This is a genomic window from Legionella longbeachae, assembly GCF_004283175.1.
In the GTDB taxonomy this organism is placed as follows: domain Bacteria; phylum Pseudomonadota; class Gammaproteobacteria; order Legionellales; family Legionellaceae; genus Legionella; species Legionella longbeachae.
Genome location: NZ_RXNW01000003.1, coordinates 168,365 through 194,067, shown reverse-complemented (window position 1 = coordinate 194,067; position 25,703 = coordinate 168,365). Strand labels below are relative to the sequence as shown.

The window sequence follows — 25,703 nt, the reverse complement described above, 5'->3', positions numbered from 1 at the left end:
TTGATACTGTTATGACTCAGATTGCAATTTTACTCCGAACAATACCACCCATTTTTTTGAACCAATTTTCTTTTTAAGATATTCAATAAAATAGCTAACTACTAATAAACTAATATAAAAGGCACTCATCACATCGCTTAAATAATGAAAACATAATAAAATTCTTGATAGAGCCACTAAAAATGCAAGAATAAGTAAAAGATAAAAATAACGCGGAAAAAGCACACCTAATCCTGTAGCTAAACTAACAACTGTGGTTGTGTGCCCTGAAGGAAAAGACCAGTAATTACTGCTCAATTTAAACCAATAAAACCCAAATTCATAACTTGAAAATAATAAATCTGGTCGAGCACGACTTAAAGCGATCTTCAGAATCACGCAAACAAAATTTGCAATAAAAACACAACCTAACAAAAACCAAGATCTTGTTTCGTATAAGGGATTAATTTTAATATAACGAAAATATAATCCTATGATAAAAAATAAGCCAATATAAGCAACCGACTTACCTAAAGCAGTTAATCCCTCTAATAAGGGGACTTTAGTCCCTAGATCTAATTGATGCAAATAAATTGCCAAAGGTCTATCAACAAAATAATAGGCTACAATAACAAAAATTGCATAAAGAAAAATAACCCAAGGTTTTTTCATAAAATCAGCTGTTTTCTCAAATTGTGTCATCAATCAATCCTTATTAGCGTAAATACCAAGGTATTGTAATTACAATAATACGAGGCTCTCTTTCTAAAAAAAGTAACGCACGTAAACCTGTTGCATGGATATTGTGTAACAAATACTCATACCATTTAGGCTCTATTAATTCAGGTATAATAATCGCTATAAGATCATTTTTCCTTTCTTTTCTTACTTTACTTACAAAATTTAATAATGGTTTATAGATACGGCGATATGGTGATTTAATAATTTCAAGTTTAGGCGTTTTTTTATCTGCTTTTTCAGCTGGTATTTCAATTTTTTCATGCCAAAGCTTTTTCAATTCCTGAACATCCTCATAACCTGCATCGATAAAAACAGCCGTAATATCCTCCGAGAGTAACATTCCAAATTGAATTGCTTTTTCGGCGATTAAATCTAAACCTTGTATGGGGATAATAACTATAGGAGGTTTTAATGAATTGAGATTTATCTTAATTGGATTTTTAATTTCATGGGCAATTTTTTTATAATGAAGTTTTATACGATGCATTAAAAATGCTAGTGTCGGTGCTAGAACAATAATGATCCAGGCACCTTCTAAAAATTTTGTAATAATGATAATCAGCAGGGCAATTGCAGTTATCAAGGCACCTAAGGCATTAATCACTAGCTTATAACTTATTTTTTTATTTCCCTGCCGCAACCAATATACTACCATACCACTCTGAGAGAAGAGGAAAGCGCTAAAAGAACCAACAGCAAATAAAGGAATCAGATTATTAGTGATTCCTTTAAAAGCTATCAGTATCACAGCAGAAAAAATTGCCAAAATGACAATTCCAACTGAAAAAACGAGGCGCCTTCCTCGCTCAGCAAAGAAATGAGGTAAAAAATTATCTTCAGCGAGTAAACGGCATATTCTCGGGAATCCAGAAAAACTTGTTTGTGCAGAATAGGCTAGAACAATAAAAATGCTGATAATTGAAATATAATAAAATACACCTTTTCCAGTCGTTGCTTCAACTAATTGAGACAGTATGGTTTGATAACCAGGTTGATTTTGATTCATCGCCATAATCTGATAAGCGGGACAAAGATAGCCAATGAAAATTAAAAATAGAGCAAGCGTGCCCACAATTATGGTTAATGTCCATTGTGCATTTCTCACTGTCGGTTTGCGAAATAACGATACTGCATTACTTACTGCCTCAACTCCAGTCATTGCAGTTAATCCATAAGCTAAGGCGGTTAAACACATCCAAAATGTTAATTTTCCAGTATGGTTTGTTAGTATTCTCGAAGACATATTTGTATGTGTAGTGCCACCGTTACTCCAAACATCGAAGACTCCAATGACTATAGTAATTATCATGCAAATTATAAATATAACTACAGGGATTAAAAAAAGCGTTCCTGTTTCTCGCAGTCCACGCAAGTTAATGACGGTGAGCATCAGTAAAATAGCAAGGCATAACACAAGAGTATAAGGATGTAATGATGGTACTGCTGAGACTATTGCAGCGACTCCAGCCGATATCCCAACCGTAACATTTAATAAATAATCTAGTATTAATGAAATTGCTGCACCTAAACCATATTTCTTGCCCAAGTTTTCACTGGCGACAATATAAGCCCCCCCTTTTTCTGGATAAGCTGCGGCTGTCTGTAAATAAGAAAAATATAAAAACATAAGTACGAGAACAACTATTAGGGAAATAGTAAAAAAATAATGTAGGCCTATTATTCCTGCTGGTAACAAAACCGTGAGTGCTGCTTCAGGGCCATAAGCTGTTGAAGATAGGGAATCAAGTCCTAAAGCAGGAACACCTGTAAAAATAGACAGCTGCTGTTTTTTTTTTGCCTTTAAGGTTAGAGGCTTTCCTAATATTTTATCGAGTAATGACATATCCTTATCACCCCCATTATTTTTAATCTATTGTAACCATTCAATAATCCTTAATCAAAGACTCCTAGTTAGCGTGAGTGATGAATTTTATAAAATCAGGGCTTACCTTGGGTATATTGGGTTGAAAGAATGCGTCGGTATTGACTTGAAGCCTAATAACTGGCTTCGAGATGAGGCAGGTTGCCCGTCCAGCCCACTGCGATTAACTTAAGAGTTTCGTCATTATCGCAAAAGCGGAAATCCCTTTTTAAGGAAACATCGCGACTTGCTCAACGGGTGCCTTAACTTGTGGTGCTAATCTTTTTTCATTAAAAAACCGAGGCTTCCTAGAGTCAGGGCTTAGAGAAGTTAAAATATCCTTTTTCATCGATTCCATCAAACCTGGAGTATCTCTATATCCACCAAGGCAATATCTTTGCCATAATCCATCCAGCTTCATTTCAATAAAACAATGATCTGAATTAACGACAACAGAAACAGGGACTTTGGGGTATAAATGTTTCATTTCTTCTTTAAATGCAATAGCCCTTAAGCGACAGCTTGCAATACCTAATTTTCGCGCTTCATTAAGATAATCATGACCAGTGTGGATGCTGACTCCGATAGAATCACGTAATTTTCCATGATCTTTGCCAAATTTTAGGTATTTCATCAATAGACGATGGATTTCTAGATGCTCTGGTTTTTTTGTAAAAGTATTAAATATAGGATTTGCCCTATAATTTTTGGACATACGCAGCAATAAATGAACTGTGGCATCTATAGGAGCGGCCTTGGGTTTAACTAATCGAATATAATAGAGGTGATTTTCTTTAGAGTATTTTATTTCAAAATCATCTTTTTTTAATCCTTTAATGGCAATATCCAACAATTTTTCATTCGGATCCAAGGACGGTAGCGCTTGCCAGTCACTGGTAAGACATATACTCTTTCCTCCTTCAAATAATGTCAATTTTGATTCTTGTTTTCTAATTTTTATTAAATCTTTTGTTATTCCCTGAGCATGGAACTTATACTTACAATGAACTAGATTTTCAGTGGCGTTCATTCCTAATAATTCGAAATATTGGAATGGAGAAGATGGTGTCTGATTAATAGTTAAATCAGAATATACTTCATTACGGTAATACTTACTTGATGGGTTCAAAGTGATTAAATCAACAGATTTAAATATAGGTTTTCTGTATTGGGATTGGGAAACAGAGGCCTTAGTATCGATACCGCTTTGAAATGTTTTTTGTTTCGCATTCATCTGTTCCGCGATACGCACTTTGAGTTGTTGCAGTCCGGTGAGCTCTACTTGGTTATTCTCGATATTTGCAATCTCAATATCAATAATATCTTGCTTGGCTTGACCCAAATGATAATCATCAAGTTTTGTTGCAAATAAGGGAGCAACATGATCAAGTTTGACTTCAAGCGGTTCGTGATCCTCTACGAGATTTTGACATGCTTTATAGTCAAGAAACTGTAATTTTGATGTATCTAATTTTTGCTTTTTTGCCTGTTGAGCCAACATAGTTCTAGTTGCTGGCATAAGCTTGGAAGTTAACAAATCGTCAAAATCCTCGCCATTAATCGCTTTTTGCAAAGATCCATTATTCATTTTAACCAGCTGTCCATTCTCCCAGGTATATAAAGAATGCCCCGCGGCAAGTAAGTCGATCATATGTTCAAGTAAAAGCTCGCGTTTATTTGTTGACCAACTAGCGAATGACCAATCCGCAAAAATATATATATGGCTTTTTTCAGAGGAATCAGGATGCTCAATCACTTTTTCTTGAGTATTATGGTTCTCTGTAATGCCTAAGGAAGGTTTGTATTTTAGTTTCTCTGCCATGTCACGAATATCACCATCAAAAATACCTTGAGTTCGTGCAAATGCGCGTACATTAGAATATGAAGTTGCAGGAAACCACGCTCCTAAAAATCCAGTTTTTCTTTGCAGTGTAGGAAGTAACGTTGCAATAAGCTCTAAACCAGTATCAACCTGCAAATTCACGGGATATGTTTGAAATTTAGGCTCTCGGAAAGGCAACAGAAGCTTTTTCAAATCAGATGCTTTATTCCTGTCAGCTTCATTAGCCCACCACTTAGATTCAATTCGTATAATTTCATTATCAACCACCTCTAGCAAAGTACCCATTAGCTTTCGGCCTGAGGAAGGTAAAATCTGCAAGGTAAATGGTGGGAGTAATTGTTCTTGTGCTGCAATCAGATCTTCAAAATCATCGCATTGTTGTTGATTAACCGGACCTTCTCCCTGCATTTTTCTTTTTGTAGCCTCCCTAAGGCCTGCCTCTAAAGCTTTGGGTAATACATGTCTACCACGATCGACCAAATTAGGATCTACTTGATTCAGAACTTGTATTAGATTACGAGAACAATAAGTAGCTTCTGAAGGGGGATTTTTTTCCCTGTCTTTCTTATCTTGTCCTGACCACTTAAAAAATGATTTAATGAGAACCCAAAGACTTGTACGCACTTTCCCTTGCGCATGAAGTTTTTCGGTCAGCTTTACTTGCTCTAAATAAGCATCAAGAAATTGTTGTCTGATTTTACTGTCAGTATGCTTAAAAAGTAATAAACTTGAATTAACTACAGGTAGAATGTCAGCTTGACCTGTAGCACGCCATAAAGTGACAAGGAGTTGGATTAAGCGCTTTTTATTCTCTTTGGATGCGGTAAGAAGTCGTTCGATAAGCTCATCTTTATCCTCTATCCCCTTCATGCTTTTAGCCGATCGCTTCATCCAGCGAGGACCAGTTGCCAGAGCTTCTTTTAGTCGATTAAGAGACAGTTCTTTACTACAGTAATTTAAAAGCAGTACAGATAATTCTTCCACCGTTTTTTCTTGCAGGATTTTAATAAATGAGTCAGCGGGCAAGGAGAGTTTTCGCTCAAAGTTATTACAAATTACCCCATATTTATTCTTTCCAGTGCAAACAAAGACAGAGATGACTTCTCTATGTCCATGTTTGCTCCGAGATGTTGTTAATGATTGTGCTGCCTGCTTGAATAGGGCCAAGGGCTTTTTGCTATTAGAAACTACAAACAAAATATCACCTGGATCAATAGCGCAGTCACTCATCACTAACATGATGGCTCTCCTGATAAATTAATTACCGATGACCATGGAAGTGACTATGTGCATATGGATGCCCATGATGATGGCTATTAGAAGACAGTAAAGAAGTCTCACTAGTAACTACTGATGTAATAAGAGTAGCTAGATCATCATCATTTACTCCAGGTTGTTCCATCCCTTTAGTAATTTCATCGATTGAATCATTAGAATAATCGACTTCTTTTAATCGAGATGCCATATCTGCTGGTTTGGAAAATGATACAGCAGCGATTTCTCCCACATGCTGCTTCAGCAGGGAAAGATAAGAGTCTTTTTTACTTTGTAACTCTGAAGTATTAGGAGAGGTTGCTTTAACTGACTTATATCTTTTTACAACAGAATCAACATACTTAATTGCATCTGGATTATCTCGTAGAGATTCACTTTTGCTTTTTTCAGCCAGTATTTCATATTGGGTTGACAGAGCCCCCACTTTACCCAAAGCATCTTTCATTTCAGATGATAATTGATTTAACAATGGCATTTTCTCTCCTAGACTAGTTAAATTTGGCTCGCATTCTATCACCGCAAGATCAATCAATCAACTTATTGAATTTTATTTGAACTTATTGGCTTGAGGCACTTTATTTTATTGTAAAAATTAAATAAATTTCTGATTTTTCTTTGTCTTGCGGATGTTTCATTCTACCCCTCTGGAATCATGGGGACGTATTGTGGATATGTCGTCCTGATTAGCCGCCGCCCCCTCCTCAATCTAAGATTTTAAAAAACAATATCAATGATGAGCATATTTTGACCTATTTTTTACTTGTTATTTGAAGTCACTATTCGTTAGAATCAGAGTACTTTGATTATGAGTCATTTTTAATGTTGGAATTTACTTTAATTCAAAAAATATGTATTTGGGCTATTCCTATTTTGCTTGCAATTACCTTACATGAAGCAGCTCATGCTTACGTAGCCTTTCGATGTGGGGATACCACTGCAAAAATGTTTGGTCGTTTAAGCTTAAATCCTATACGCCATATTGACCCTATAGGTACATTGCTCATTCCTTTGTTAGTCGGTATTTTGACTCAATTTAATTTTGTAATTGGATATGCCAAACCAGTTCCCATTAACTGGAGGCAATTTCGCCACCCTCGCCGGGACATGATTTTTGTTACTCTGGCAGGGCCTTTTGCAAACATACTTATGGCTTTTTTATGGGCTGGATGTTATAAAATTTCACTAATGCTTAATCCAGGCTCCTCGATGCCTGTACTTTTTCTTTATGCTACAGCTCAAGCTGGGATATTGATCAACCTGATTTTAGCGACTTTAAATTTGCTTCCTATTCCTCCCTTAGATGGCAGCAGAGTAGTAAGTAGTCTTTTGCCTCCTAAACAAGCCATCGCCTATGAAAAAATTGAACCTTACGGATTTTTTATTCTAATACTTTTAGTATTTACTGGGGCCCTGAGTATCATATTGACACCATTGATCAATTTGGGTTTAGTTGCATTAAGTGCTGTTTTTAATATATGAACATTTTAGCCGATGCGACCCTTCCCGGACTAGAACAAGCGTTTCCTAAGCCTTTTAACCTAATACGTTATAACCATGCTAATGAACTTGCTCACTTACTCGTTGGACAGGATGTACTTCTTTGTCGTTCTACACTTAAAGTAAATCGAGCGTTATTAGAAAATCATTCGATAAGGTATGTTGCTACCGCAAGTTCAGGCACTGATCATCTCGATCACGCCTGGTTAAACTCAAAACAGATTCAAATCATAGATGCGAAAGGGTCAAATGCTCGCGCTGTTGCTGATTATGTTGTTGCCTGTCTTGCCTTTCTGGAGCAACACCATTTTATTCAAGGCTATAATGCGGGTGTAATTGGTTTGGGTAAGGTCGGAACCCAAGTCTCTACACGATTGCAAGCGGCAGGTTTTCAAGTATTGCACTATGATCCCTTGAAAGCCATGCGAGAAACAAATATTTTTCAAAGTTGTTCTCTTGAGGATTTGTATCAAACTGATCTCATCTGTATTCATGCAGAACTACATGACAATCAACCCTTCCCCAGTCGTCAGTTAATCAATCAAAACTTCCTAAATAAATTAAAGCCTGGGGCTATTATTATTAACGCCGCACGAGGTGGAATTGTCGATGAAAATGCCCTGCTTAATGATCCAAAGGCCTTGATTTATTGTACTGATGTATATCTAAATGAGCCAACTATTGATAACCGTATTATTGAGAAAGCGGTACTTTGTACGCCACACATAGCAGGCCACAGTATTGAAGCAAAATATGCTGCTGTAGCTATGGTTAGCGCATCTTTACACCAAATTGCGAAGTTGCCCATACCTCAATTTTTCACCCCTCAGATGATAAAAACCATTCATGTGAAAAAAAATAAATTATGGTATGAATCAGTGTTATCCCTTTATAACCCCATTGAAGAAACATTGAATTTAAAAAAAGCTGCAGATATAAAATCGGCGTTTATAGAATTACGTAAACATCATCAAAACCGTCATGATTTTTGTCAGTATTCTATGGAATCGCTTGGTGATGAGAAAACGAAACTCTTATTGGGTATGTGAACCAATAAAGAGTGCGCCATAATTGTATTTAATGTCATTAAAGTTAACTTAGTTCATTGTAAATCAGCAAATCAAATGATAACCTCTACCCGGTTTTATAAAAATAAAGGAGTATTTATAATGTCTTTAGGAACAAAGTTAGCCTCTTTTACAGCCGCATTAATTTGTGCTGGATCTACTTTTGCCCAAGATGTGGTATGTCCTGATCTCAGTGAAATCCAAAAAATAGGAATTAATAAAGCAACCATAGTTGATCGAGGTTATTATATAGGTTATGCAAACAACCATTACAACACTGATTCAAATTGGAGCTTCGCCATTGGACCAGTAAAAGCACACTCAGAGAACGAAACTATAGAAAGAACTAATAGTATTTTAGCAAAAATGACTGGTATAGGCGTGCCTGATTCATATAATAATGATGTAATTTGCGTTTATGAATCTGGTGAAAGGGACGTTTTGGCGATCGCTATCACAGGATCTTATGAAATATCACCAATGAAATTAAAACAATTGATGTATCAAGCACATTAAGAATCAATGCCTGAGCGAAATTCGCTGTAGAATCGCTCAGGCGCAATCAAAAGCACACGTATGATTATTTATTTCGGGATTAAACTTCTTACTACATCTTGATCAGAAAATTGATGTTTCACAGTACCAATCTGTTGATATGATTCATGCCCTTTTCCTGCAATTAGAATAACGTCGTTTTCATCTGCTTTATCTAAAGCATAAGCAATTGCTTCCTCACGATTTACCAATTGAATTACTTTAGTAGATAGGGCAATACCCTTTGAAATTTCATTGATAATTATTTGTGGCTCTTCGGTGCGTGGATTATCACTTGTAATAACAATTTCATCCGCCAGCTTATCAGCAACCTTCCCCATAATAGGTCTTTTGGTTTTATCCCTATCACCGCCACAACCAAATACTACCCATAAACGCCCTTTTTTCAATTGATTTAAAGTCATTAAAGCGTTCTCTAAAGCATCAGGCGTATGAGCATAATCAACCAAAACATACGGGGAATGGGCAACAATTTCCATACGTCCTGGTGCGGCTTTTAATTGGGCCATTACATCAACTACTTGTTCAGGGATATAATTAGCGGCCAATAAACTACTAAATATTGCCAGGCTATTATAAATATTAAATTGCCCTAAAGATTTTATTTTTATGTGATGCTTCCCCCAAGGCGAGTGTACTTCAATCTCCGTGCCATAAATATCCATAGACCAGTTTTTAGCTCTAACATCACAATCCTGATGTATTCCATAAGTTAATTTTTTTACTTGCGGTTTAATTGCAGCAGCCATAATCTTATGATAGGCATCATCTTGATTGATAATTGCCCACTCCAGGGACTCTCTGGCGAATAATAATGACTTTGCCCTGGCATAGTTTTCCATACTATGATGATAATCTAAATGATCTAAAGTTAAGTTAGTAAATATAGCTTGATTAAATTCAAGGGCATCAACGCGATGTTGTGCCAGTGCATGAGAGGACACCTCCATACATACTTGCCGCATATCCTGACTCTTATATTGATGCAATAATTTCTGTAAACACAAAGAGTCGGGAGTTGTATTATCCACCAGTCGCAATTCATTCACATTACCTTGACCAATAGTACCTATATAGGCAGCTTTTTGACCTAGTAAATGATGTGCTTGAGCAAGTTGATAGGCAATTGTTGTTTTTCCATTAGTACCTGTTACTCCGGTTATGTTTAAAAAACATGCTGGATTATCATAAAACTGTTTTGCAATATTAGGAAGTTGTGTTGATAACTCTGGTACGGGAATACAAGGAACAGATTCAGGGAGTACGCAGTTTAAAGGAAAATCAGCCGGATCATAAGCAACTGCAACCGCTCCAGAACTAACCGCATTATCTATAAATAAACGACCATCAGCTGCAGCACCTGCATAGGCTATAAACAAATCTCCTGGATGAATTCGGCGGCTGTCATTTTCCAGCCCCGTAATCAGACAATCCATTATCGATTGTTTCATCCAAGGTTTCAATAATTGTGAGAGTTTCATTAATGTTCCTAATTGTTATATAACCAGCATCTTAATCCAGAAATCCCACTCCATCATTGGAGCCTTAGGACATGCCACGGGACATCGACTGGGAGGGTTCAAGTCAAAAGCAGCGCTCTTAGTCCAATCGATTCGAAAATAAAGATTCGATTGTTTATCCATCCACGTAGTCTTTCTAAGAATGATGAGGGGCTATTTTTTATACAGCACTGTGCCACTGTTGTAAATAAATTCTCGCCTGCGCGGATCAGATCCAATTTACCCCACTAACTCATCCGTAGGTATATTAAACAGCCTCAATGCCCCTGACATGACTTTTGTAAACAAAGGAGCAGCAACAGCGGCAGCATAATATCCTTTTCGGGAGGGTTCATGGATTATAACAACCACAACAAATTTAGGTTTTGAAACAGGTGCAATACCTACAAAACTAGCGGTATATTTTTTATCCTTATATCCATCTTTTCCTGCTACGCGCGCTGTTCCGGTTTTCCCGGCTACACGATACCCAGGTACTTTTGCAGCTCGACCCGTCCCATCCTTCATAACCGCTTCCATCATATTTAGAACCTGTTGTGCTGTTTCCGGTTTTATGACTTGTACTCCAGGAGTGGGAGGATCATTATGCAGCAAAGTCACTGGAATCAGTTTTCCTTGATTTGCAAAAATCATATTGGCCTTTGCCAATTGTAATGCGGTAACAGACAGTCCATAACCAAAACTTAAAGTGGCCAAAACGAAAGGATTAGCATCTTTGGCGTTAACAATTCCACCTTCACTTTCGCCAGGATAGGTACTTTCTGTGCGTTGGCCAAAACCACAACGTTGCAATAGACCGATTAGTTGTTCTGGAGGGCTTGCCAAAACCATTTTTGTTACCCCGACATTACTCGAGTGTTGTAATACCCCCGTCACATCCAAAACACCATAATTATGGATGTCACGTACCGCATGGCCATGAACAACCATCCAGCTAGGATTTGTATCTATAATAGTTGAAGGTTTAAACAATCCCGTTTCTAAGGCACTTGCTATACTGAACGTTTTGATTACGGAACCTGGCTCAAATGTATCTGTAACCGCCCTATTTCTGTAAGTATCTTTGTCATAACGACCACGTGAATTTGGATTATAGGAAGGGACATTAGCCATGGCTAAAATTTCACCGTTTTCAGTGTCGACGACAACTACAGAACCGGATTTTGCAGCAAACTCTTCTACAGTTTTGCCCAACTCACTGTACGCTAAATACTGCAATCGCCTATCAATACTTAAAGTCATATCACGTCCAGGGCGTGGCTCTTTAATTACTCCTAATTCGTCAATAATTCGACCCAAACGATCTTTAATTACTCTCTTTTTACCCACAACACCTTTTAACCAGTCTTGATAAGCTAGCTCTATGCCCTCTAACCCCTGATCATCGACGTTTGTAAAACCCACCAACTGCGAAATGCTGTCGGAATCAGGATAATAACGTTTAAATTCTTTTTGAAAATTAACACCCGGAATCTTAAGTGCCTTTATTTGCTTCGCTAAAGGAGGTGGTAATTGTCTTTGTAAGTAAACAAACTCTAATTCTTTATTTTCAGCGTCTACTATTTTGCGGCTTAATTGCTGGGGAGTAAAATTTAAATACGCTGCCAATGACATAAATTGCTCTTTGTCTGGCGCAAACTCCTTGGGATTAACCCAGACTGACTCTACAGGGGTACTAATTGCCAAAGGAGTACCATTCCTATCCATGATCATCCCTCTATGAGCCGGAATATCTACTACCCGTAAACTTCGCGCATTACCCTGGCCTTGAAGAAATTGTCGATGAAGAACGGTTAAATCAACCATTCGCAAAACCAAAATAACTAAAAGCAACGAAAAGAAAGCAGATACAATGATAAGTCGATTAAGATGGGTTGATTTTTTCATGGATATCTACCATTTATTACCAGTAGCAATGGTACTCGTTTGCAACAAAAACTTCTACTGCTGAGCTTGCAACCAGTAACTATTTTTAGATGTTGGTAAAACCATTTGTAACTTATCACTAGCTAAATCTGCTACCCGGGCTGGAGTAGCCAAGCTCGCTTGCTCCAGAAGCAATTGGCCCCATTGCAACTGTAAATAGTGGGTAAACTGTTCTTGTTGCTCTACTTGATTTAAAGTTACACGGTATGAATTAGTACTGTAAACAACAGCCAATGCACTTATCAATACAGATATTAATAAAATAATCAGCATGTATAATGATTTAGACATATGTATATCTGCCAATTGACCATGAAATAAAGTACCCTCTTGGTTGATCACTTTCGCTGCAGCGTTCATGCTAATTTCTCCCCTATTCTAAGTACTGCACTTCGAGCCCTGACGTTCTCACTTATTTCATTTTGTTGCGGCATTATGGCTTTACCTATTCTTTTAAAATTTGTTTTTAATTCTTTATAACGTATAGGTACCTCAGGAGGTGGTTTAGCGCCTTCTTCTTTATTTTTCATAAACTGTTTGACAATTCGATCTTCAAGGGAGTGAAAACTAATCACTACCAATCTGCCTTTAGGCGCCAAAACATGTATGCATTGCTCCAAACAGCGCTCTAAATCATTGAGTTCTTGATTGACATAAATCCGAATTGCTTGAAATACCCGAGTTGCAGGATGTTTGTGTTTTTCCCATTTGGGATTTGCTTCTTTTACAATTTCTGCTAATTGCAAAGTTGTAGTAATCGGGGCTATATTTCGTGCTGTAACAATTGCTTTTGCTATTCTTCCAGCAAAGCGTTCTTCCCCATAAAGTTTGAAAACAGAGGTCATTTCATCGGTTTCAGCTTCGTTAACAAAACGTGCTGCACTCATTGGTTGAGATCTATCCATACGCATGTCCAATGGACCTTGCTGCATAAAACTAAACCCCCTTTCAGGATTGTCTAGTTGTGGTGAAGAAACCCCTAGATCAAGTAAAATTCCATCTACCATTCCCAATACACCCGCTTCAGTTGCAAATTGTTCGATTTTTGCATAGGAGCCTTGAAATATGTGAAACCGTTTATCTTGGTCAAAATGCTCCTTGGCGTACATGATGGCATCCAAGTCTTTATCTATAGCGTACAAACGACCTTCTTCATTTAAAAAACGCAAAATCTCCTTGCTATGGCCGCCTCGTCCAAAAGTGCCATCAAAATAAATACCATCGCTTTTGATAGCTAAGCCTGTTATTGATTCGTGTAATAATACGGATTGATGTGTTGCCATATTTGTTTCCATTACAAAGAAAACGTTTTCATTTCATCGGGTAAACCAGAAGTTCCAGAGCTTTCCTCAGCCAACCATTGTTCCCGCCGAGTTTCCCAAATATCTTTATTCCAGACTTCAAATTTATTACCTTGGCCTATCATCACTACATCTTTTTCCAACTGCGCGTAATTTCTCAAAACTGTTGGCAGCAACACGCGTCCATTTGTATCTACTTCGACATCAGTTGCATGACCAATCAATAAACGTTGTATTCTTCGTGCAGCGGCATTAAAACTAGGTAGTTTTTGCAAATTATTTTCAATGATTTGCCACTGAGCTGCTGTATACAGCAATAAGCATGTTTCTTCGGTATCAATAGTCACTACTAAAGGAATTTTTTCATCAGCCCCCAATGCCGCTCGATAACGCGTTGGAATGGCCAAGCGTCCTTTTGTATCGATAGTAATGGCATTGATTCCCCGAAACATGCTTTTCTGTATGTGAAGGTTTTTATTCCTCCACAATTCTCCACTTTTTTATTATTTTACTCCACTTTTATACACTATAGAAACACATTTCTCCATGCGTCAAGATAAAAAATTGCTTTTTAAGTAATTTATTTAATGAAATTAAAATAAGCGATTAAAAAAAAATCTATATAGTAAAATAATGAGCAAATTCAAAATATTAAATAAAAGTGGGTTTTAAATAGCGGATTTAAAAAAGGGTAGATTATAGGATTTAAAGTAATTAACTATGTATTTGTTTATGTATTTGTTTTCGGGAAAGCTTCCTTGCCTTCTTAAGAACCAGGAAAACAACTTATCAAAATCAATTATTCATCAATGCAGCTAAGCGTATTCCTTGAAGTACCAGATCTGGAACTAAATGATCGTATAGGCCTTGCTTCTCGAATAATGACGCAAATCCTCCAGTAGCTAAAACCAGCGTCTTTTCTGCACCAAAAACCTCTTGGGTCATACGTTCAATCAGCTCACGACAAGCTCCAAGAACACCATAATAAACGCCAGACTGTATGCTCTCAATCGTTGATCGTCCTATTGAGTTCTCAATTTTTATTATCTCCACTGCTGGCAATTTGGCAGTATTTTTTGATAAAGCATCTACAGAAAGTCTAACTCCGGGTAAAATGGCTCCTCCCATATAGGCTTTTTGTGCACTAATCACACAAATAGTAGTTGCCGTACCAAAATCAATAACAACCACATTTTGATTGGGATAAAGATGGGTAGTGGCAATTGCATTGGCAATTCTATCGGCCCCAACTTCCACAGGATTACGGTACTTGATATTTAATCCTGTTTTAACTCCTGCTTGTAATAAAAAGGGTTCTATAGAAAAATACTTGACACAGGCCGAGCGCAAAGAATAGTCGATTTGAGGAACAACAGAACAAATACCGATTTGTTTAATTGATTCTGGTAAACAATTATTTTCTCGCAAGACACTTTTTAAAAAAATACCCAATTCATCTGACGTACTTATCTTAGATGTATGGCGAAAACGCAACTTTATCTCATCGCCATCAAAAACACCGCCATAAATATGTGAGTTTCCAACATCAATACATAGAATCATAACTTAATCAGATCCGATTTAAAAAAATATGATAGTAAATGCCAGATCGGTTATTAGCAAGTTGTTCGTGTTAAAAATCAGTAGAGTCCATGCAAATTCACCACAAAAAAATATGAATAAATAGGGTGTCAGAATTAGGGAAGTTCAGCTTGTGATGTGTCAATAAGTGTTTCTGCTTTTTTAAAAATAAAAAAGCCCTGCATTTGCAGGGCAATAGGAGATAACCATGTTATTAATTTAGTGTATTAATAGGGTTTTACAATTACCGTTGTTCCTATATCAGCAAAATCTTCATTTAGCCATTTTGCGGCACTCGGCAAAACCCGAATGCAGCCATGGCTTGCGTTGTAATTGGGTACTTCGTATGCAGCATGGATAGAATATCCTCCATGGAAATGCATGCAATATGGCATTCTCGCCCCTCCATGAGTTTCAAGAGGATAAATACTAGAGGTACAATCCTCACCTTTCTTGGAGTAAATACTAAAGGTTCCTGTAACTGTATGGCAGGGCTTGCCTTCATCTTCACAAAAGTCCTTACCCCCGGAAGCACTGCCAGTGTTCACCCGATTCCCATCTTTATCGTAAGCGGCCCATGCCGTTGCTTTTGGATCAAATACGATAACTTTTTTTCCAGTTGCTTCTCTTTTCACTGGAAAATAATTAGCCCCTTTCTGATCAGCACCCATGCTCATTGTATAGTGAGTATAACCTGCGTCATCCACAATAGGCACTGATCGATCCATAGAAGCACAAGATGCAGCTAATGCACATACTGGAACTAACACGAGATATTTTTTCACTTTATTTCTCCCTCTTGTTTATCTTATTTATCGGGAGTTTTAAAAATAGGTTTAGGTTTTTTTGTAATTTTTTTTGCTTTTTTGTGTTTTTTATGAACTAATGTAGAGGTAAATCATTCTTGTTCAGAATGTTTAGGTAGCATGTATTGAATCGCTAACATGAGCTGGTTATCAGTGCATTCAAAGCATCCACCTCTAGGGGGCATTGCATTCAAACCTTCGTTTGTATGTTTAAAAAGAATGCTTATCCCTTGCTTTAAGCGCGTTTCCCAATCGTCCTTTTCACCAATTCTTGGCGCACCTATAGAAATTAAAGGCTTTTTTGCATGACAATTCACACAGAAATGGTTATAAATTTGTTCTCCTTCATTTTTAGTTCCATTAATTGATTTTAAAAATTCCTGTGGGTGGTGGCTTTCAGCATACGCTGATATCTGGAAAATCAACAAAACTACTATATAAAAACCGAAACGAATCACCATTTATACTCCTCAAATTGACATATCTGATTTTCAACAAAAATGAGCATACTAAGTGTTTTACTATTTTTTGCAAGTAGGGATGGTTTTGATAAATGATTGCATCCCGGAAAAGTTCTAATGCGCGTTATAGATAAGTGTTTTATGAACTCCAGAATCTATCGGTTTTCGTTCAAACTGGGATAATGATATACTTTCTATACTTGGTCTTGTTACAAATAAAGAATCATTCCCCCAAAAAACTCAGAACAATCAAGTAGAAAGAAATTTGAGAAAGCATTAACATGTAAAGAAATCAATAAAATATCTAAAGTTTTTTTAAAGAAAGCCGATAAATATAAAAGTCGAAATGCTTGAGGATAAATTATGTTTAATCCAATCAGTGATATAGATTCTGTGAAAACAATAGAAATAGAGGAACATTTAAAGAAAATACATGAAGATGTTAATAATCTAGCAGATGCCCCCTCATCACATGTCAGTATCCATCAAACCTCCAAACAAATTGAAGCAATAAAAAACTCCCTAAAAGAAATTTCAGAAATAAATGAAGCTCGTGTTTTATATTTTAAGGCTGAAATCGCACTAGGCAATTATCAGGTTGATAGCGATAAAATTGCAGAGAAGATGTTAAAAGAACCCATCCTCGTTGATTAAAAATGAAAAAAAACAATGGATTGCGTATCGGATAAAGCCATGTAGCATGTTATCTTGACATTGAGAATATTCTAAATGTTGAGTTATTTTTTTAAAAAAAGCTCGTGATCCTTTATCCCTCACAAAGGTTTAAAGGAGACTTAAAATCAATTGGTCAGGTTGATCTCGAAGCGATAGGTAAAGTTATACCAAACAGAAGCAATTAGAATGGTAGACGTTTAGCTGTTTTCTATGAATGACAGGGGAATCACTTTATATTCCCCTGTCATTTGCAACACTGACAGCAAGATCACTGCATGCGGAGAGCGCCATCCAGACGTATCACTTCCCCATTCATCATTTCATTTTCGATAATATGAGCGACCAAAGCTGCAAACTCGCTGGGTTTTCCAAAACGTTTAGGAAAAGTCATTGTTGTCATCAAGTTATCTTGTACTTCTTGGGGCATATTTAGCAACATTGGTGTAGCGATCAAACCCGGTGCAATAGTGTTTACACGAATTGCAAACTGGGCTAACTCACGGGCTGCAGGGAGAGTCATAGCAACAACCCCACCTTTCGAAGCACTATAAGCAGCTTGGCCAATTTGGCCTTCAAATGCAGCAATCGAAGCAGTGTTAATGATCACGCCTCGCTCCAGAGATTTACTTTCCAACTCCAGGCGGCTCATTGCATGGGCAGCTACCCTCATTACATTAAAAGTACCAATAAGATTCACATCGATGACTTGCTTAAAAGCAGCCAATGGCATGGGGCCATCTCTCCCAACAATACGCTTGGCAGGTGCAATTCCAGCACAATTAACACAAACTCGAGGCACGCCTAATTGTTCTATAGTCTGTTGCATTGCTTTTTCTGCAGATTCATCAAGAGTGACATCACAACTAATAAATAAATCTGCTTCACTTTGTTCATCAACTTGTTTATCCCAAACAACAACACGCATCCCTCGCTGCTGAAGGTATTGTACACAAGCTTTCCCCATTCCCGAAGCACCGCCAGCAATTAAAACAACTTGATTTAAAAAATTCACTGTCTACTCTCCATGAATTGAAATACCCAGGCAAAACAAAAATTTGTTGTTTTAAAGCATACTTTATTTTAGATTTTTTTCACCTGGTAATCTATTTAACTAAAAAATTCTTTACTTAATATCTTAAACTCGGGAGTACCTGCCTTTTTTAGCCATTCAAAAAATACCATTTCAGAAGTAACTAATTGAACTCCTTCTTGTTTCATTCTTTTTAACCCATATTTCATATTTTGTTCACCACGACAGCTTACCGCATCAACAACAACAAAAACATCATAACCTTCACTTCTCATTTCCAGTGCAGTTTGCAAAACACAAACATGGGTTTCAATACCGATAAGGATGAGCTGCTTTTTTTGAAATTGCTTTAAACGCTCTGTATATTTTGACTCCCCCATGCAAGAAAAGGATATTTTATCAATACATGCTTGTTGATTAAAATAGGGATGAAATTGCTTAAGCGTTGAACCAAGACCCTGGGGGTATTGTTCGCTAACCAGAACAGGAATTTCTAGTCTTAGTGCTAATTTTAATAACCATTCACAACGGTTTATTAATGCTTCACTATTAAGTACAGCTGGCGTTAATTTTTCTTGTACATCAATTAATAATAAAAGTGAATCGTCTTTATTTAATAACATCCCTATTCTCCCTAGTATCAAATCATAATTCAGCACGCAAAAATTCGTATTATCTCGCCCATTATGACTTTGTTGTTTTATGCAAGTTGGATATGAAAATAAACATTATTTTTTATATCGAACTGAATTAATTTAGAATTAGATCCCATAAAATAGCTACACATTTTATGGGATAACGTTCATTTAGCAACGTAAAGATATAGAAATACCTTGACGTCGAACCACGTTGTTTATGTCTGAATTCCAGCTACATCAATTGTTCTCATCGTTACATCCATTTGTTTGTTGCCGCGCTGAATAGACACGGTTACTCGTTCACCTACTTTGATTTCAGTGAGCATGTTGTACAAAACATCATAGTTTCGAACTGCGTGGCCGTTTAATGCTACAATAATATCACCTAACTGGATACGACCCCAAGCATCTTTGTGAGTACCATGCAAATTCGCTTTACTCGCGGGTGTGTTTGGTAAAACATCGGCAATCAATATCCCTTTATGTATTCCTAATCGACGAGCAATACTCGCTGGAACACTTTGAATACCGATTCCAGATAACACAACACGACCATTCCTGATAATTTGCGTCACAATACGCTCAATATCATCAGCAGGGACAGCAAAACCAATTCCCGCAGATGAACCTGAATTAGAATAAATCATGGTGTTCATACCAATTAATTGCCCTGCACTATTTAATAATGGACCGCCTGAATTACCCGGGTTAATTGGTGTATCCGTTTGAATCATATTGTGAATCGTCACTCCACCAATACCTGGAACTTTTCTTCCTAATGCAGAAATAACTCCTTTAGATAAACTATGATCGAGACCAAAAGGATTACCTATTGCGATCGCCTTTTGTCCCACCATCAGATCATTAAGATGTACTATTTCAAATGGCTTAAATCCTTTAAGCAAGGCTAGTGCTTGGGGTGAATCAATCTTTAACACAGCAATATCTTTACGTGGCTCTGCAGCAACTACTTTTGCGGGTACCGTCAACTTGTCTAAAGTAACTGCCAACTTGTCAGCCCCTTTTATCACATGATAGTTTGTGACTATATAACCACTGTTATTCCAAACAATACCAGAACCCGCCCCCGCAGGTATTTCCATCTTTTTTAAAGATTGATTAGTTACAGTTGCTAACCGATGAACGTAAACCACTTTAGGCGATGCCTCATGGAAAACGGTCACTGTGTTTTGCTCATCTGGAAGTAGCGAGTTCAAATTTAAACTGTATCCTGGAGACGTTAGAATGAAACATAAAACAAAAGAAATAAATCCCAAAAAACGCTTTCTTGCCATTAATATACCTCCTCCAATTAGCTCAAAATCCTGCATTCCTCAAAAATGCAGGGGAATTGTAATATATACCAACAAAAATGTCACTAATTGACTCAGAAGAATAATTTTAACTCAAATACTGATTGATGTTTGGATACCAAGAAATTTAGTGATCCCCTCTACTTTTACAGAGGAGATGATGAAACAACGCGAGACTGTAAATCTCATTATGATTTCTAATGATCGGGGCCACCTATAAAGCGCCGCATGCAATTTATAGATGTAAATGTATTAATTGAGTATGTATTTCAATAGAAAAATAATGATTAAATACCTGGAATGAATCAATATTTGGCCATTGTTCAGGCGCATCTAATATATACTTCATTGCAGTTGCAGATATTGAAAAAAAGTTCTTTTGGATAAAAGGTTTTATTTCAGTCAAATTCGAAAAATCCCTGACTAAAACTGTTGTATTTTTTTCTAACTGATTTAATTGTATTTTTTCAACAACATCTTGCAAACCCTCTTGTCTTTTTTCTGATGAATTAATCCAATTCAACAATGCTAAACGTGGTTGAATCAATAATAATTGATGTCCTTTTTCAATGGCGGGCTCCATTAAAAGAATATGATGATGTAATTCAAATTTAAAACAACAAAGAAAATCAAGAAAATTGATGTTTATTTGGTTTTGTACCCTGTCGCCTAACCAACGAAAAACTTCATGACCAAACATAATTGAAAAATGTTCTTCTATTTGATCAAGAATAGGTTTATCAGCATGATGTTTTTCAAAAGCATATGCAGTATTATCAATTTGTAACAATCTTAAATCAGGTAATTTAATCCCGGGTAACTTTGACGTGAGAAATGATAAGAAAGCGGCCGTAGGTTTTAATACAACTATTTCATACTGACTCTGGCGCATATATCTCTCCTTGATTGGGTTACTCATCCTAAAAACAAAAGGCCCTCATTTAACGTAAGTTTCAGTGAAAAATTTGAATAATCATCTTTAGCGATCCTTGATACAAATTGGTCTCGTAATATTCTTAAATGAAACAAACGCTATTTAAAACGATAGACTATGTATCGACATTTTGCGAATCTCCTTTAATTTATTCTACGGTTTATAAAGCAGGATTTTTTTGCCCATGATAAGTTAAAAAACGATAGGCTTTTTAATGATTGACCTCAACCCCTACTTTTTTTACAGTACGCTCACAAGCAACAACACAAAGTATGATTAAGAGTGAAGAAACAAAAACTACATGAGCAATTTAGCAAACCATTACTTCTTTGGTTTGATCTTCATGGCCGTAAAAATCTACCCTGGCAACATCCAAGAACTCCTTATAGAGTATGGGTTTCCGAGATCATGCTGCAACAAACCCAAGTCCAAACAGTAATCCCCTATTTTGAGCGTTTTATGCAGCGCTTTCCCAATATTAGTGACCTGGCACATGCTCAAGAAGATGATGTGCTTTCTTTATGGTCAGGGCTAGGATACTACAGCCGGGCAAGGAATCTTCATCAAACAGCAAAACTCATTTTGCAACATCATCAGGGAATATTCCCAAATGATTCTAAATTATTAAATGAATTACCAGGAATTGGCCCTTCTACTTCAGCCGCTATCTTATCGCAAGCATTTAACAAACCAGCAGCTATTTTAGATGGCAATGTAAAAAGAGTTTTAACCCGGTTTTTTAGGATCACAGGCTATCCAGAGCAATCTCAAGTCAAAAAAAAATTATGGGAACTGGCTGACTTATGCATGCCTCAAGAAAACTGTGCTGATTATACCCAAGCAATTATGGATTTGGGAGCTACCTGTTGTATCACTAAAAACCCTCACTGCTCTAGTTGCCCCTTGCACATAAACTGCTTAGCCTTTAAACATAAAGAGCAACATTTATTTCCTACAAAAAAAATTAAAAAATCAATACCGATTCAATATCAGCAATTATTGGTATTACACAATGAGCAAGGATATATCTATTTGGAAAAACGTCCTTCTCCGGGATTATGGGGCGGTTTATGGTGTCTGCCGAACATTAGTACCGATAAATGCCCCTTGGATTTTATTCGAGTAAACTATGATTTATCGGGTGAACACCCCCAGCCATTACTTGCCTTTAAACACCGTTTTAGTCATTTCCATTTAGAAATTAACGCACTAAGTATAAAAACTACCTTTTTTGGTAGACAATTGTCCGAAAATCAAGGCCAATGGTTTGCAAAAGAGCAATTAAACTCCTTAGGGTTAGCTCAACCCACCCGTAAAATACTTTCTTACCACTACGATACATCTCTGAATTTATGAAGCATTATTTTACAGGCAGTTGGCAATTCAAGTTCCGACATCTCGCTCAAGTCGCGGGACGTCGATGTTTGATAAGCTCAATTGTCAACACATCCTGGCGTGACACGAAAAAGAGAAACTTTAAATGTGGGGGACGGAAGCAAATTACCTTCCATTTATTGAAGGTCAAGAAGCTGTCTCAGTTTAACTTAAAGAACCTCCGCGGGCGAGAATTCCAATAGCTTCTTTTGCATCAGGCTGCCCTAAATTTGCTGCTGCATTGATCCAAAACCAAGCTTTTTTACGATCCTCTACAACGCCTTTACCATAATAATACATATAGCCTACTGCATATTGGGCATCAGGTTGGCCTTTTTCAGCCTCTGGTTTTAACCGGATAAATGCTTTGCGGTAATCTTCAACTCTAAAACTATCGATGCCCTCTCGCAAATTAACGGTGCTGGATATAACACAAGCCCCAAGAGAAAAAACAAAAATTACAACAGTTAACAATTCCAATAAACGTCTCATAAATCCTTATCCTCTGTCAAAGGCTTTGCTGCTGGTTCAAAGATTAGTTCATTTTTAGGTAAACTCAAGCTCTCTAAAGTACCACGGCGATCCACTAAAATTCCAGTGGCCATTATACGCTTAATCACCGCCCCTCCAGGTACTGTATCACCAATTTTATAGGTTCTTTCCTCTCCGTTAGCGGAGCGTATAATTACTTGGGAGTCATTTATTTTATTAGCAAATAAGATTCCAACCAATGATACATTCAACATTGATTTTTTAATAGTTGATAAATTATTAGAAACATAAACCCCAAATAAGGAGGTATGTAGAATAGCGTCAAAAGAATTCTGTACCTTTGTGACCGGCACTTCATTTATTGTTTCAGGAGGAGATTTAACCTTTGAAGAAAATAATAAAGTAGACCATTCACTGATGATCAATAGAGAAAAAAGAGAAATTAAAGCAATAATAACCCATTGTGCGTATTTTGCTGTTAACAACGCAAGAAAATCAAATTTCATTGTCAAACGCCCTGATTAATAAAAAAAGCCTAAGTCTAAATAAACCACAACAAAAAACACACCCATTATACCCATGAGACAGGTAAACTTTTCTGTACATATAAGCCTCACTAGAATATCCTACAACAACCAGTCTGAAAAGATCGCCCATCAATACACGAAAAAAATTCAAGTTACCTAAAAAGGATAGATCTCAATGAAAAATAAACATTTTGATACCCGTGCGATACATGCCGGCCAAGAACCCTGTCCAAGTACAGGTGCGGTGATGACTCCTATTTATGCTACATCCACATACAAACAAAGTGCACCAGGTGAACATCTAGGCTATGAATATTCCCGGACCCATAATCCCACCCGAGGAGCTTATGAAGGATGTATTGCCAGTTTGGAGTCAGGTATACGTGGTTTCGCATTTGGATCAGGAATGGCTGCAATTAATACAGTCATTGACTTATTAGATGCAGGAGATCATGTGGTAGCTATGGATGACTTATATGGAGGAACTTTCCGCTTATTCGATAAAGTGAAAACACGCACCTCCCACTTATCTTTTTCGTTCGTCGATATGTCGGACCCCCAAAAAATAGAAGCAGCGATTACCCCAAAAACCCGCATGCTTTGGATTGAAACCCCATCGAATCCTATGTTAAAACTCGCTAATTTACGAGAAATAGCATCAATCGCAAAACGATATAATTTAATCGCTGTTGCAGATAACACCTTTGCAACCCCCTGGATTCAACGCCCTCTAGAACTGGGATTTGATATAGTCCTTCATTCCGCTACCAAGTACCTTAATGGTCATTCTGATGTAGTCAGCGGGGTTGTAGTTGTCGGGGATAATCAAAATTTAGCAGACAAACTTGCTTTTCTCCAAAACTCATGTGGAGGAATTGCTGGTCCATTTGATAGTTTTCTTGTTTTAAGAAGTTTAAAAACTTTATCCTTGCGAATGCAAAAACATTGCGAAAATGCGCATCAGCTGGCAAATTGGCTGGAAAACCAGGCGAAGGTTATTAAAGTCATCTATCCAGGGCTTGAAAGCCACCCCCAACATAACCTGGCGAAAGAACAAATGCATGGCTTTGGGGGTATGATTTCTATGGTCATTGACGGCGGTCTTAATGCCGCTAAACGATTTTTATCACGCTGTGAATTATTTACCCTCGCTGAAAGCCTTGGAGGTGTAGAAAGCTTGATTGAACATCCTGCGATTATGACCCATGCTTCAATCCCTCCAGAGCAACGAAAAGCATTAGGTATTGAAGATGGCTTTATCCGCCTTTCAGTAGGCATAGAGCATATAGATGATTTAAAAGCTGATTTGAAATATGCATTTGAAAATTAAAGCATATACACATAACTGAAATGGGTTTAGAGAGCTTGATATCGTTCTTATGGAAACGGAATCCATAATGGATTCTCGTTTTCGCGAAAATGACGAATTTTTTAAGTAATGGCCGTAAAGCCAACTTCAAATAATACTAAACACAGGAAAATGAAATGCACACGTTACAAACTCTAATTGAACAGGCATTTGAGCAACGCCAAACTTTATCTATTGATACAGCAACGCCTGAACTCATCGCAGCAATTAATGAAGTACTGTCTTGTCTCGACAGTGGCCAACTTCGTGTTGCAGAAAAAATAAATAACGACTGGTTTGTTCATCAGTGGATAAAAAAAGCGGTTCTCCTTTCGTTTAAACTCAATCCAAATCAAATCATTGACTCGGGTTTTTGCCAGTTTTACGATAAAGTACCGCTCAAATACACTAATTATTCTGAAGAACAATTCAAACAAACCGGAGTAAGGGTGGTTCCGCATGCCATAGTCCGCAAAGGTGCCTATATTGCAAAAAACTGTGTATTGATGCCTTCTTATGTGAATATAGGGGCTTATATTGACGAAGGAGTCATGGTAGATACCTGGGCTACTGTGGGTTCATGTGCTCAAATCGGTAAAAATGTCCATCTTTCAGGAGGGGTAGGCATTGGAGGTGTTCTTGAGCCTTTGCAAGCTAATCCTACAATAATTGAAGATAATTGTTTTATCGGAGCACGCTCAGAAGTAGTTGAAGGAGTTATCGTGGAACGCAATTCAGTTTTATCTATGGGGGTATACTTAGGACAAAGCACTAAAATATATAACCGACTCACCGGTGAAATCACTTATGGACGAATACCAGAAGGATCAGTAGTAGTTGCCGGAAGTTTACCAAGTGAAGATAAAAGTTATAGTTTATATTGTGCTGTCATCGTAAAGCAGGTAGATGAAAAAACTAGAGCGAAAGTGAGCATCAATGAATTACTGAGAGCAAATTAA

25 protein-coding genes are annotated in these 25,703 nt (G+C 37.2%); 7 read left to right on the top strand and 18 right to left on the bottom strand.

Annotated features, from left to right (window positions below):
- Positions 1-9 precede the first annotated feature (9 nt).
- From EKG34_RS04280 to EKG34_RS04265, 4 genes are all read right to left on the bottom strand, one after another.
- Positions 10-681 (bottom strand): phosphatase PAP2 family protein, encoded by a 672-nt coding sequence (locus tag EKG34_RS04280; RefSeq protein WP_003632487.1) that lies wholly within the window; start codon positions 679-681, stop codon positions 10-12.
- A gap of 13 nt (positions 682-694) precedes the next feature.
- Positions 695-2,563 (bottom strand): APC family permease, encoded by a 1,869-nt coding sequence (locus EKG34_RS04275; protein ID WP_012978905.1) that lies wholly within the window; start codon positions 2,561-2,563, stop codon positions 695-697.
- Between the two features lie 247 nt (positions 2,564-2,810).
- Positions 2,811-5,663, bottom strand: coding sequence for a hypothetical protein (locus tag EKG34_RS04270; RefSeq protein ID WP_003632489.1), 2,853 nt, complete (start codon positions 5,661-5,663; stop codon positions 2,811-2,813).
- A gap of 22 nt (positions 5,664-5,685) precedes the next feature.
- Positions 5,686-6,174: a hypothetical protein gene (locus tag EKG34_RS04265; RefSeq protein ID WP_003632490.1), complete on the bottom strand. Its 489-nt coding sequence runs from the start codon at positions 6,172-6,174 to the stop codon at positions 5,686-5,688.
- Positions 6,175-6,518: 344 nt separating this feature from the next.
- Here EKG34_RS04265 and EKG34_RS04260 point away from each other — a divergent pair, with 344 nt between their 5' ends.
- From EKG34_RS04260 to EKG34_RS04250, 3 genes are all read left to right on the top strand, one after another.
- Positions 6,519-7,178, top strand: coding sequence for a site-2 protease family protein (locus tag EKG34_RS04260; protein WP_003632491.1), 660 nt, complete (start codon positions 6,519-6,521; stop codon positions 7,176-7,178).
- Positions 7,175-8,245: a 4-phosphoerythronate dehydrogenase gene (locus EKG34_RS04255; RefSeq protein ID WP_003632492.1), complete on the top strand. Its 1,071-nt coding sequence runs from the start codon at positions 7,175-7,177 to the stop codon at positions 8,243-8,245. The genes EKG34_RS04260 and EKG34_RS04255 overlap by 4 nt, the downstream gene beginning before the upstream one ends.
- A 120-nt stretch (positions 8,246-8,365) precedes the next feature.
- Positions 8,366-8,779, top strand: coding sequence for a DUF4949 domain-containing protein (locus EKG34_RS04250; RefSeq protein WP_003632493.1), 414 nt, complete (start codon positions 8,366-8,368; stop codon positions 8,777-8,779).
- Positions 8,780-8,847: 68 nt separating this feature from the next.
- On the opposite strand, the gene EKG34_RS04245 is transcribed toward EKG34_RS04250, so the two are convergent.
- The 8 genes from EKG34_RS04245 to EKG34_RS04210 form a co-directional block, all read right to left on the bottom strand.
- Positions 8,848-10,299, bottom strand: coding sequence for a UDP-N-acetylmuramoyl-L-alanyl-D-glutamate--2,6-diaminopimelate ligase (locus EKG34_RS04245; protein WP_003632494.1), 1,452 nt, complete (start codon positions 10,297-10,299; stop codon positions 8,848-8,850).
- Positions 10,300-10,557: 258 nt separating this feature from the next.
- Entirely contained in the window at positions 10,558-12,225 is a 1,668-nt protein-coding gene (locus EKG34_RS04240; RefSeq protein WP_003632495.1) for a peptidoglycan D,D-transpeptidase FtsI family protein, read from the bottom strand.
- A gap of 54 nt (positions 12,226-12,279) precedes the next feature.
- Positions 12,280-12,624 carry a cell division protein FtsL gene (gene ftsL / locus EKG34_RS04235; RefSeq protein WP_003632496.1) on the bottom strand — a complete coding sequence of 115 codons (345 nt, stop codon included), beginning with the start codon at positions 12,622-12,624 and terminating at the stop codon, positions 12,280-12,282.
- Complete coding sequence (gene rsmH / locus EKG34_RS04230) at positions 12,621-13,547, bottom strand: 16S rRNA (cytosine(1402)-N(4))-methyltransferase RsmH (protein ID WP_003632498.1); 927 nt, start codon at positions 13,545-13,547, stop codon at positions 12,621-12,623. Before rsmH ends, ftsL begins: the two co-directional genes overlap by 4 nt.
- An 11-nt stretch (positions 13,548-13,558) precedes the next feature.
- Positions 13,559-14,017 carry a division/cell wall cluster transcriptional repressor MraZ gene (gene mraZ / locus EKG34_RS04225; protein WP_012978904.1) on the bottom strand — a complete coding sequence of 153 codons (459 nt, stop codon included), beginning with the start codon at positions 14,015-14,017 and terminating at the stop codon, positions 13,559-13,561.
- A 343-nt stretch (positions 14,018-14,360) separates the two neighbouring features.
- The gene (locus tag EKG34_RS04220) at positions 14,361-15,128 is read right to left on the bottom strand and encodes a type III pantothenate kinase (RefSeq protein WP_003632500.1); all 768 of its coding nucleotides are present in this window, start codon (positions 15,126-15,128) and stop codon (positions 14,361-14,363) included.
- Between the two features lie 245 nt (positions 15,129-15,373).
- Positions 15,374-15,931 (bottom strand): L,D-transpeptidase, encoded by a 558-nt coding sequence (locus EKG34_RS04215; protein ID WP_003632501.1) that lies wholly within the window; start codon positions 15,929-15,931, stop codon positions 15,374-15,376.
- Positions 15,932-16,044: 113 nt separating this feature from the next.
- The gene (locus EKG34_RS04210; RefSeq protein ID WP_003632502.1) at positions 16,045-16,413 is read right to left on the bottom strand and encodes a c-type cytochrome; all 369 of its coding nucleotides are present in this window, start codon (positions 16,411-16,413) and stop codon (positions 16,045-16,047) included.
- Between the two features lie 363 nt (positions 16,414-16,776).
- Between EKG34_RS04210 and flgM the strand changes: the two genes are divergently transcribed.
- Positions 16,777-17,067 (top strand): flagellar biosynthesis anti-sigma factor FlgM, encoded by a 291-nt coding sequence (flgM, locus tag EKG34_RS04205; protein WP_003632503.1) that lies wholly within the window; start codon positions 16,777-16,779, stop codon positions 17,065-17,067.
- Between the two features lie 289 nt (positions 17,068-17,356).
- Here the strand turns inward: flgM and EKG34_RS04200 are convergent, their stop codons facing one another.
- The 4 genes from EKG34_RS04200 to EKG34_RS04185 all read right to left on the bottom strand — a co-directional run bounded on the left by EKG34_RS04200 (position 17,357) and on the right by EKG34_RS04185 (position 20,961).
- Positions 17,357-18,100 carry an SDR family NAD(P)-dependent oxidoreductase gene (locus EKG34_RS04200; RefSeq protein WP_003632504.1) on the bottom strand — a complete coding sequence of 248 codons (744 nt, stop codon included), beginning with the start codon at positions 18,098-18,100 and terminating at the stop codon, positions 17,357-17,359.
- Positions 18,101-18,195: 95 nt separating this feature from the next.
- Positions 18,196-18,741: a hydrolase gene (locus EKG34_RS04195; RefSeq protein ID WP_003632505.1), complete on the bottom strand. Its 546-nt coding sequence runs from the start codon at positions 18,739-18,741 to the stop codon at positions 18,196-18,198.
- Positions 18,742-18,971: 230 nt separating this feature from the next.
- Entirely contained in the window at positions 18,972-20,051 is a 1,080-nt protein-coding gene (locus EKG34_RS04190; RefSeq protein WP_012978903.1) for a S1C family serine protease, read from the bottom strand.
- A 253-nt stretch (positions 20,052-20,304) separates the two neighbouring features.
- Complete coding sequence (locus EKG34_RS04185; protein ID WP_003632510.1) at positions 20,305-20,961, bottom strand: hypothetical protein; 657 nt, start codon at positions 20,959-20,961, stop codon at positions 20,305-20,307.
- Between the two features lie 324 nt (positions 20,962-21,285).
- Here EKG34_RS04185 and mutY point away from each other — a divergent pair, with 324 nt between their 5' ends.
- Positions 21,286-22,359 carry an A/G-specific adenine glycosylase gene (gene mutY, locus EKG34_RS04180; RefSeq protein WP_012978902.1) on the top strand — a complete coding sequence of 358 codons (1,074 nt, stop codon included), beginning with the start codon at positions 21,286-21,288 and terminating at the stop codon, positions 22,357-22,359.
- A gap of 183 nt (positions 22,360-22,542) precedes the next feature.
- On the opposite strand, the gene EKG34_RS04175 is transcribed toward mutY, so the two are convergent.
- Both EKG34_RS04175 and EKG34_RS04170 read right to left on the bottom strand, forming a co-directional pair.
- Positions 22,543-22,869, bottom strand: coding sequence for a tetratricopeptide repeat protein (locus EKG34_RS04175; protein ID WP_003632514.1), 327 nt, complete (start codon positions 22,867-22,869; stop codon positions 22,543-22,545).
- Positions 22,866-23,375, bottom strand: coding sequence for a type II secretion system protein N (locus EKG34_RS04170; protein WP_003632515.1), 510 nt, complete (start codon positions 23,373-23,375; stop codon positions 22,866-22,868). The genes EKG34_RS04175 and EKG34_RS04170 overlap by 4 nt, the downstream gene beginning before the upstream one ends.
- Positions 23,376-23,571: 196 nt before the next feature.
- Here EKG34_RS04170 and EKG34_RS04165 point away from each other — a divergent pair, with 196 nt between their 5' ends.
- Both EKG34_RS04165 and dapD read left to right on the top strand, forming a co-directional pair.
- A complete protein-coding gene (locus tag EKG34_RS04165) occupies positions 23,572-24,726 on the top strand; it encodes a trans-sulfuration enzyme family protein (RefSeq protein WP_003632516.1) in 1,155 nt (384 codons plus the stop codon).
- 155 nt (positions 24,727-24,881) lie between these two features.
- The gene (gene dapD / locus EKG34_RS04160) at positions 24,882-25,703 is read left to right on the top strand and encodes a 2,3,4,5-tetrahydropyridine-2,6-dicarboxylate N-succinyltransferase (RefSeq protein ID WP_003632517.1); all 822 of its coding nucleotides are present in this window, start codon (positions 24,882-24,884) and stop codon (positions 25,701-25,703) included.

Coding starts and splice junctions, on each gene's coding strand:
- EKG34_RS04165 (WP_003632516.1), top strand. CDS start 23,572: ATGAAAAATAAACATTTTGATACCCGTGCGATACATGCCGGCCAAGAA.
- EKG34_RS04210 (WP_003632502.1), bottom strand. CDS start 16,413: ATGGTGATTCGTTTCGGTTTTTATATAGTAGTTTTGTTGATTTTCCAG.
- EKG34_RS04255 (WP_003632492.1), top strand. CDS start 7,175: ATGAACATTTTAGCCGATGCGACCCTTCCCGGACTAGAACAAGCGTTT.
- EKG34_RS04195 (WP_003632505.1), bottom strand. CDS start 18,741: ATGTTATTAAATAAAGACGATTCACTTTTATTATTAATTGATGTACAA.
- EKG34_RS04280 (WP_003632487.1), bottom strand. CDS start 681: ATGACACAATTTGAGAAAACAGCTGATTTTATGAAAAAACCTTGGGTT.
- ftsL (WP_003632496.1), bottom strand. CDS start 12,624: ATGAACGCTGCAGCGAAAGTGATCAACCAAGAGGGTACTTTATTTCAT.
- rsmH (WP_003632498.1), bottom strand. CDS start 13,547: ATGGCAACACATCAATCCGTATTATTACACGAATCAATAACAGGCTTA.
- EKG34_RS04265 (WP_003632490.1), bottom strand. CDS start 6,174: ATGCCATTGTTAAATCAATTATCATCTGAAATGAAAGATGCTTTGGGT.
- EKG34_RS04170 (WP_003632515.1), bottom strand. CDS start 23,375: ATGAAATTTGATTTTCTTGCGTTGTTAACAGCAAAATACGCACAATGG.
- EKG34_RS04185 (WP_003632510.1), bottom strand. CDS start 20,961: ATGCGCCAGAGTCAGTATGAAATAGTTGTATTAAAACCTACGGCCGCT.
- EKG34_RS04250 (WP_003632493.1), top strand. CDS start 8,366: ATGTCTTTAGGAACAAAGTTAGCCTCTTTTACAGCCGCATTAATTTGT.
- EKG34_RS04270 (WP_003632489.1), bottom strand. CDS start 5,663: ATGTTAGTGATGAGTGACTGCGCTATTGATCCAGGTGATATTTTGTTT.
- dapD (WP_003632517.1), top strand. CDS start 24,882: ATGCACACGTTACAAACTCTAATTGAACAGGCATTTGAGCAACGCCAA.
- flgM (WP_003632503.1), top strand. CDS start 16,777: ATGTTTAATCCAATCAGTGATATAGATTCTGTGAAAACAATAGAAATA.
- EKG34_RS04240 (WP_003632495.1), bottom strand. CDS start 12,225: ATGAAAAAATCAACCCATCTTAATCGACTTATCATTGTATCTGCTTTC.
- EKG34_RS04220 (WP_003632500.1), bottom strand. CDS start 15,128: ATGATTCTATGTATTGATGTTGGAAACTCACATATTTATGGCGGTGTT.
- mraZ (WP_012978904.1), bottom strand. CDS start 14,017: ATGTTTCGGGGAATCAATGCCATTACTATCGATACAAAAGGACGCTTG.
- EKG34_RS04275 (WP_012978905.1), bottom strand. CDS start 2,563: ATGTCATTACTCGATAAAATATTAGGAAAGCCTCTAACCTTAAAGGCA.
- EKG34_RS04190 (WP_012978903.1), bottom strand. CDS start 20,051: ATGGCAAGAAAGCGTTTTTTGGGATTTATTTCTTTTGTTTTATGTTTC.
- EKG34_RS04175 (WP_003632514.1), bottom strand. CDS start 22,869: ATGAGACGTTTATTGGAATTGTTAACTGTTGTAATTTTTGTTTTTTCT.
- EKG34_RS04260 (WP_003632491.1), top strand. CDS start 6,519: ATGTTGGAATTTACTTTAATTCAAAAAATATGTATTTGGGCTATTCCT.
- EKG34_RS04245 (WP_003632494.1), bottom strand. CDS start 10,299: ATGAAACTCTCACAATTATTGAAACCTTGGATGAAACAATCGATAATG.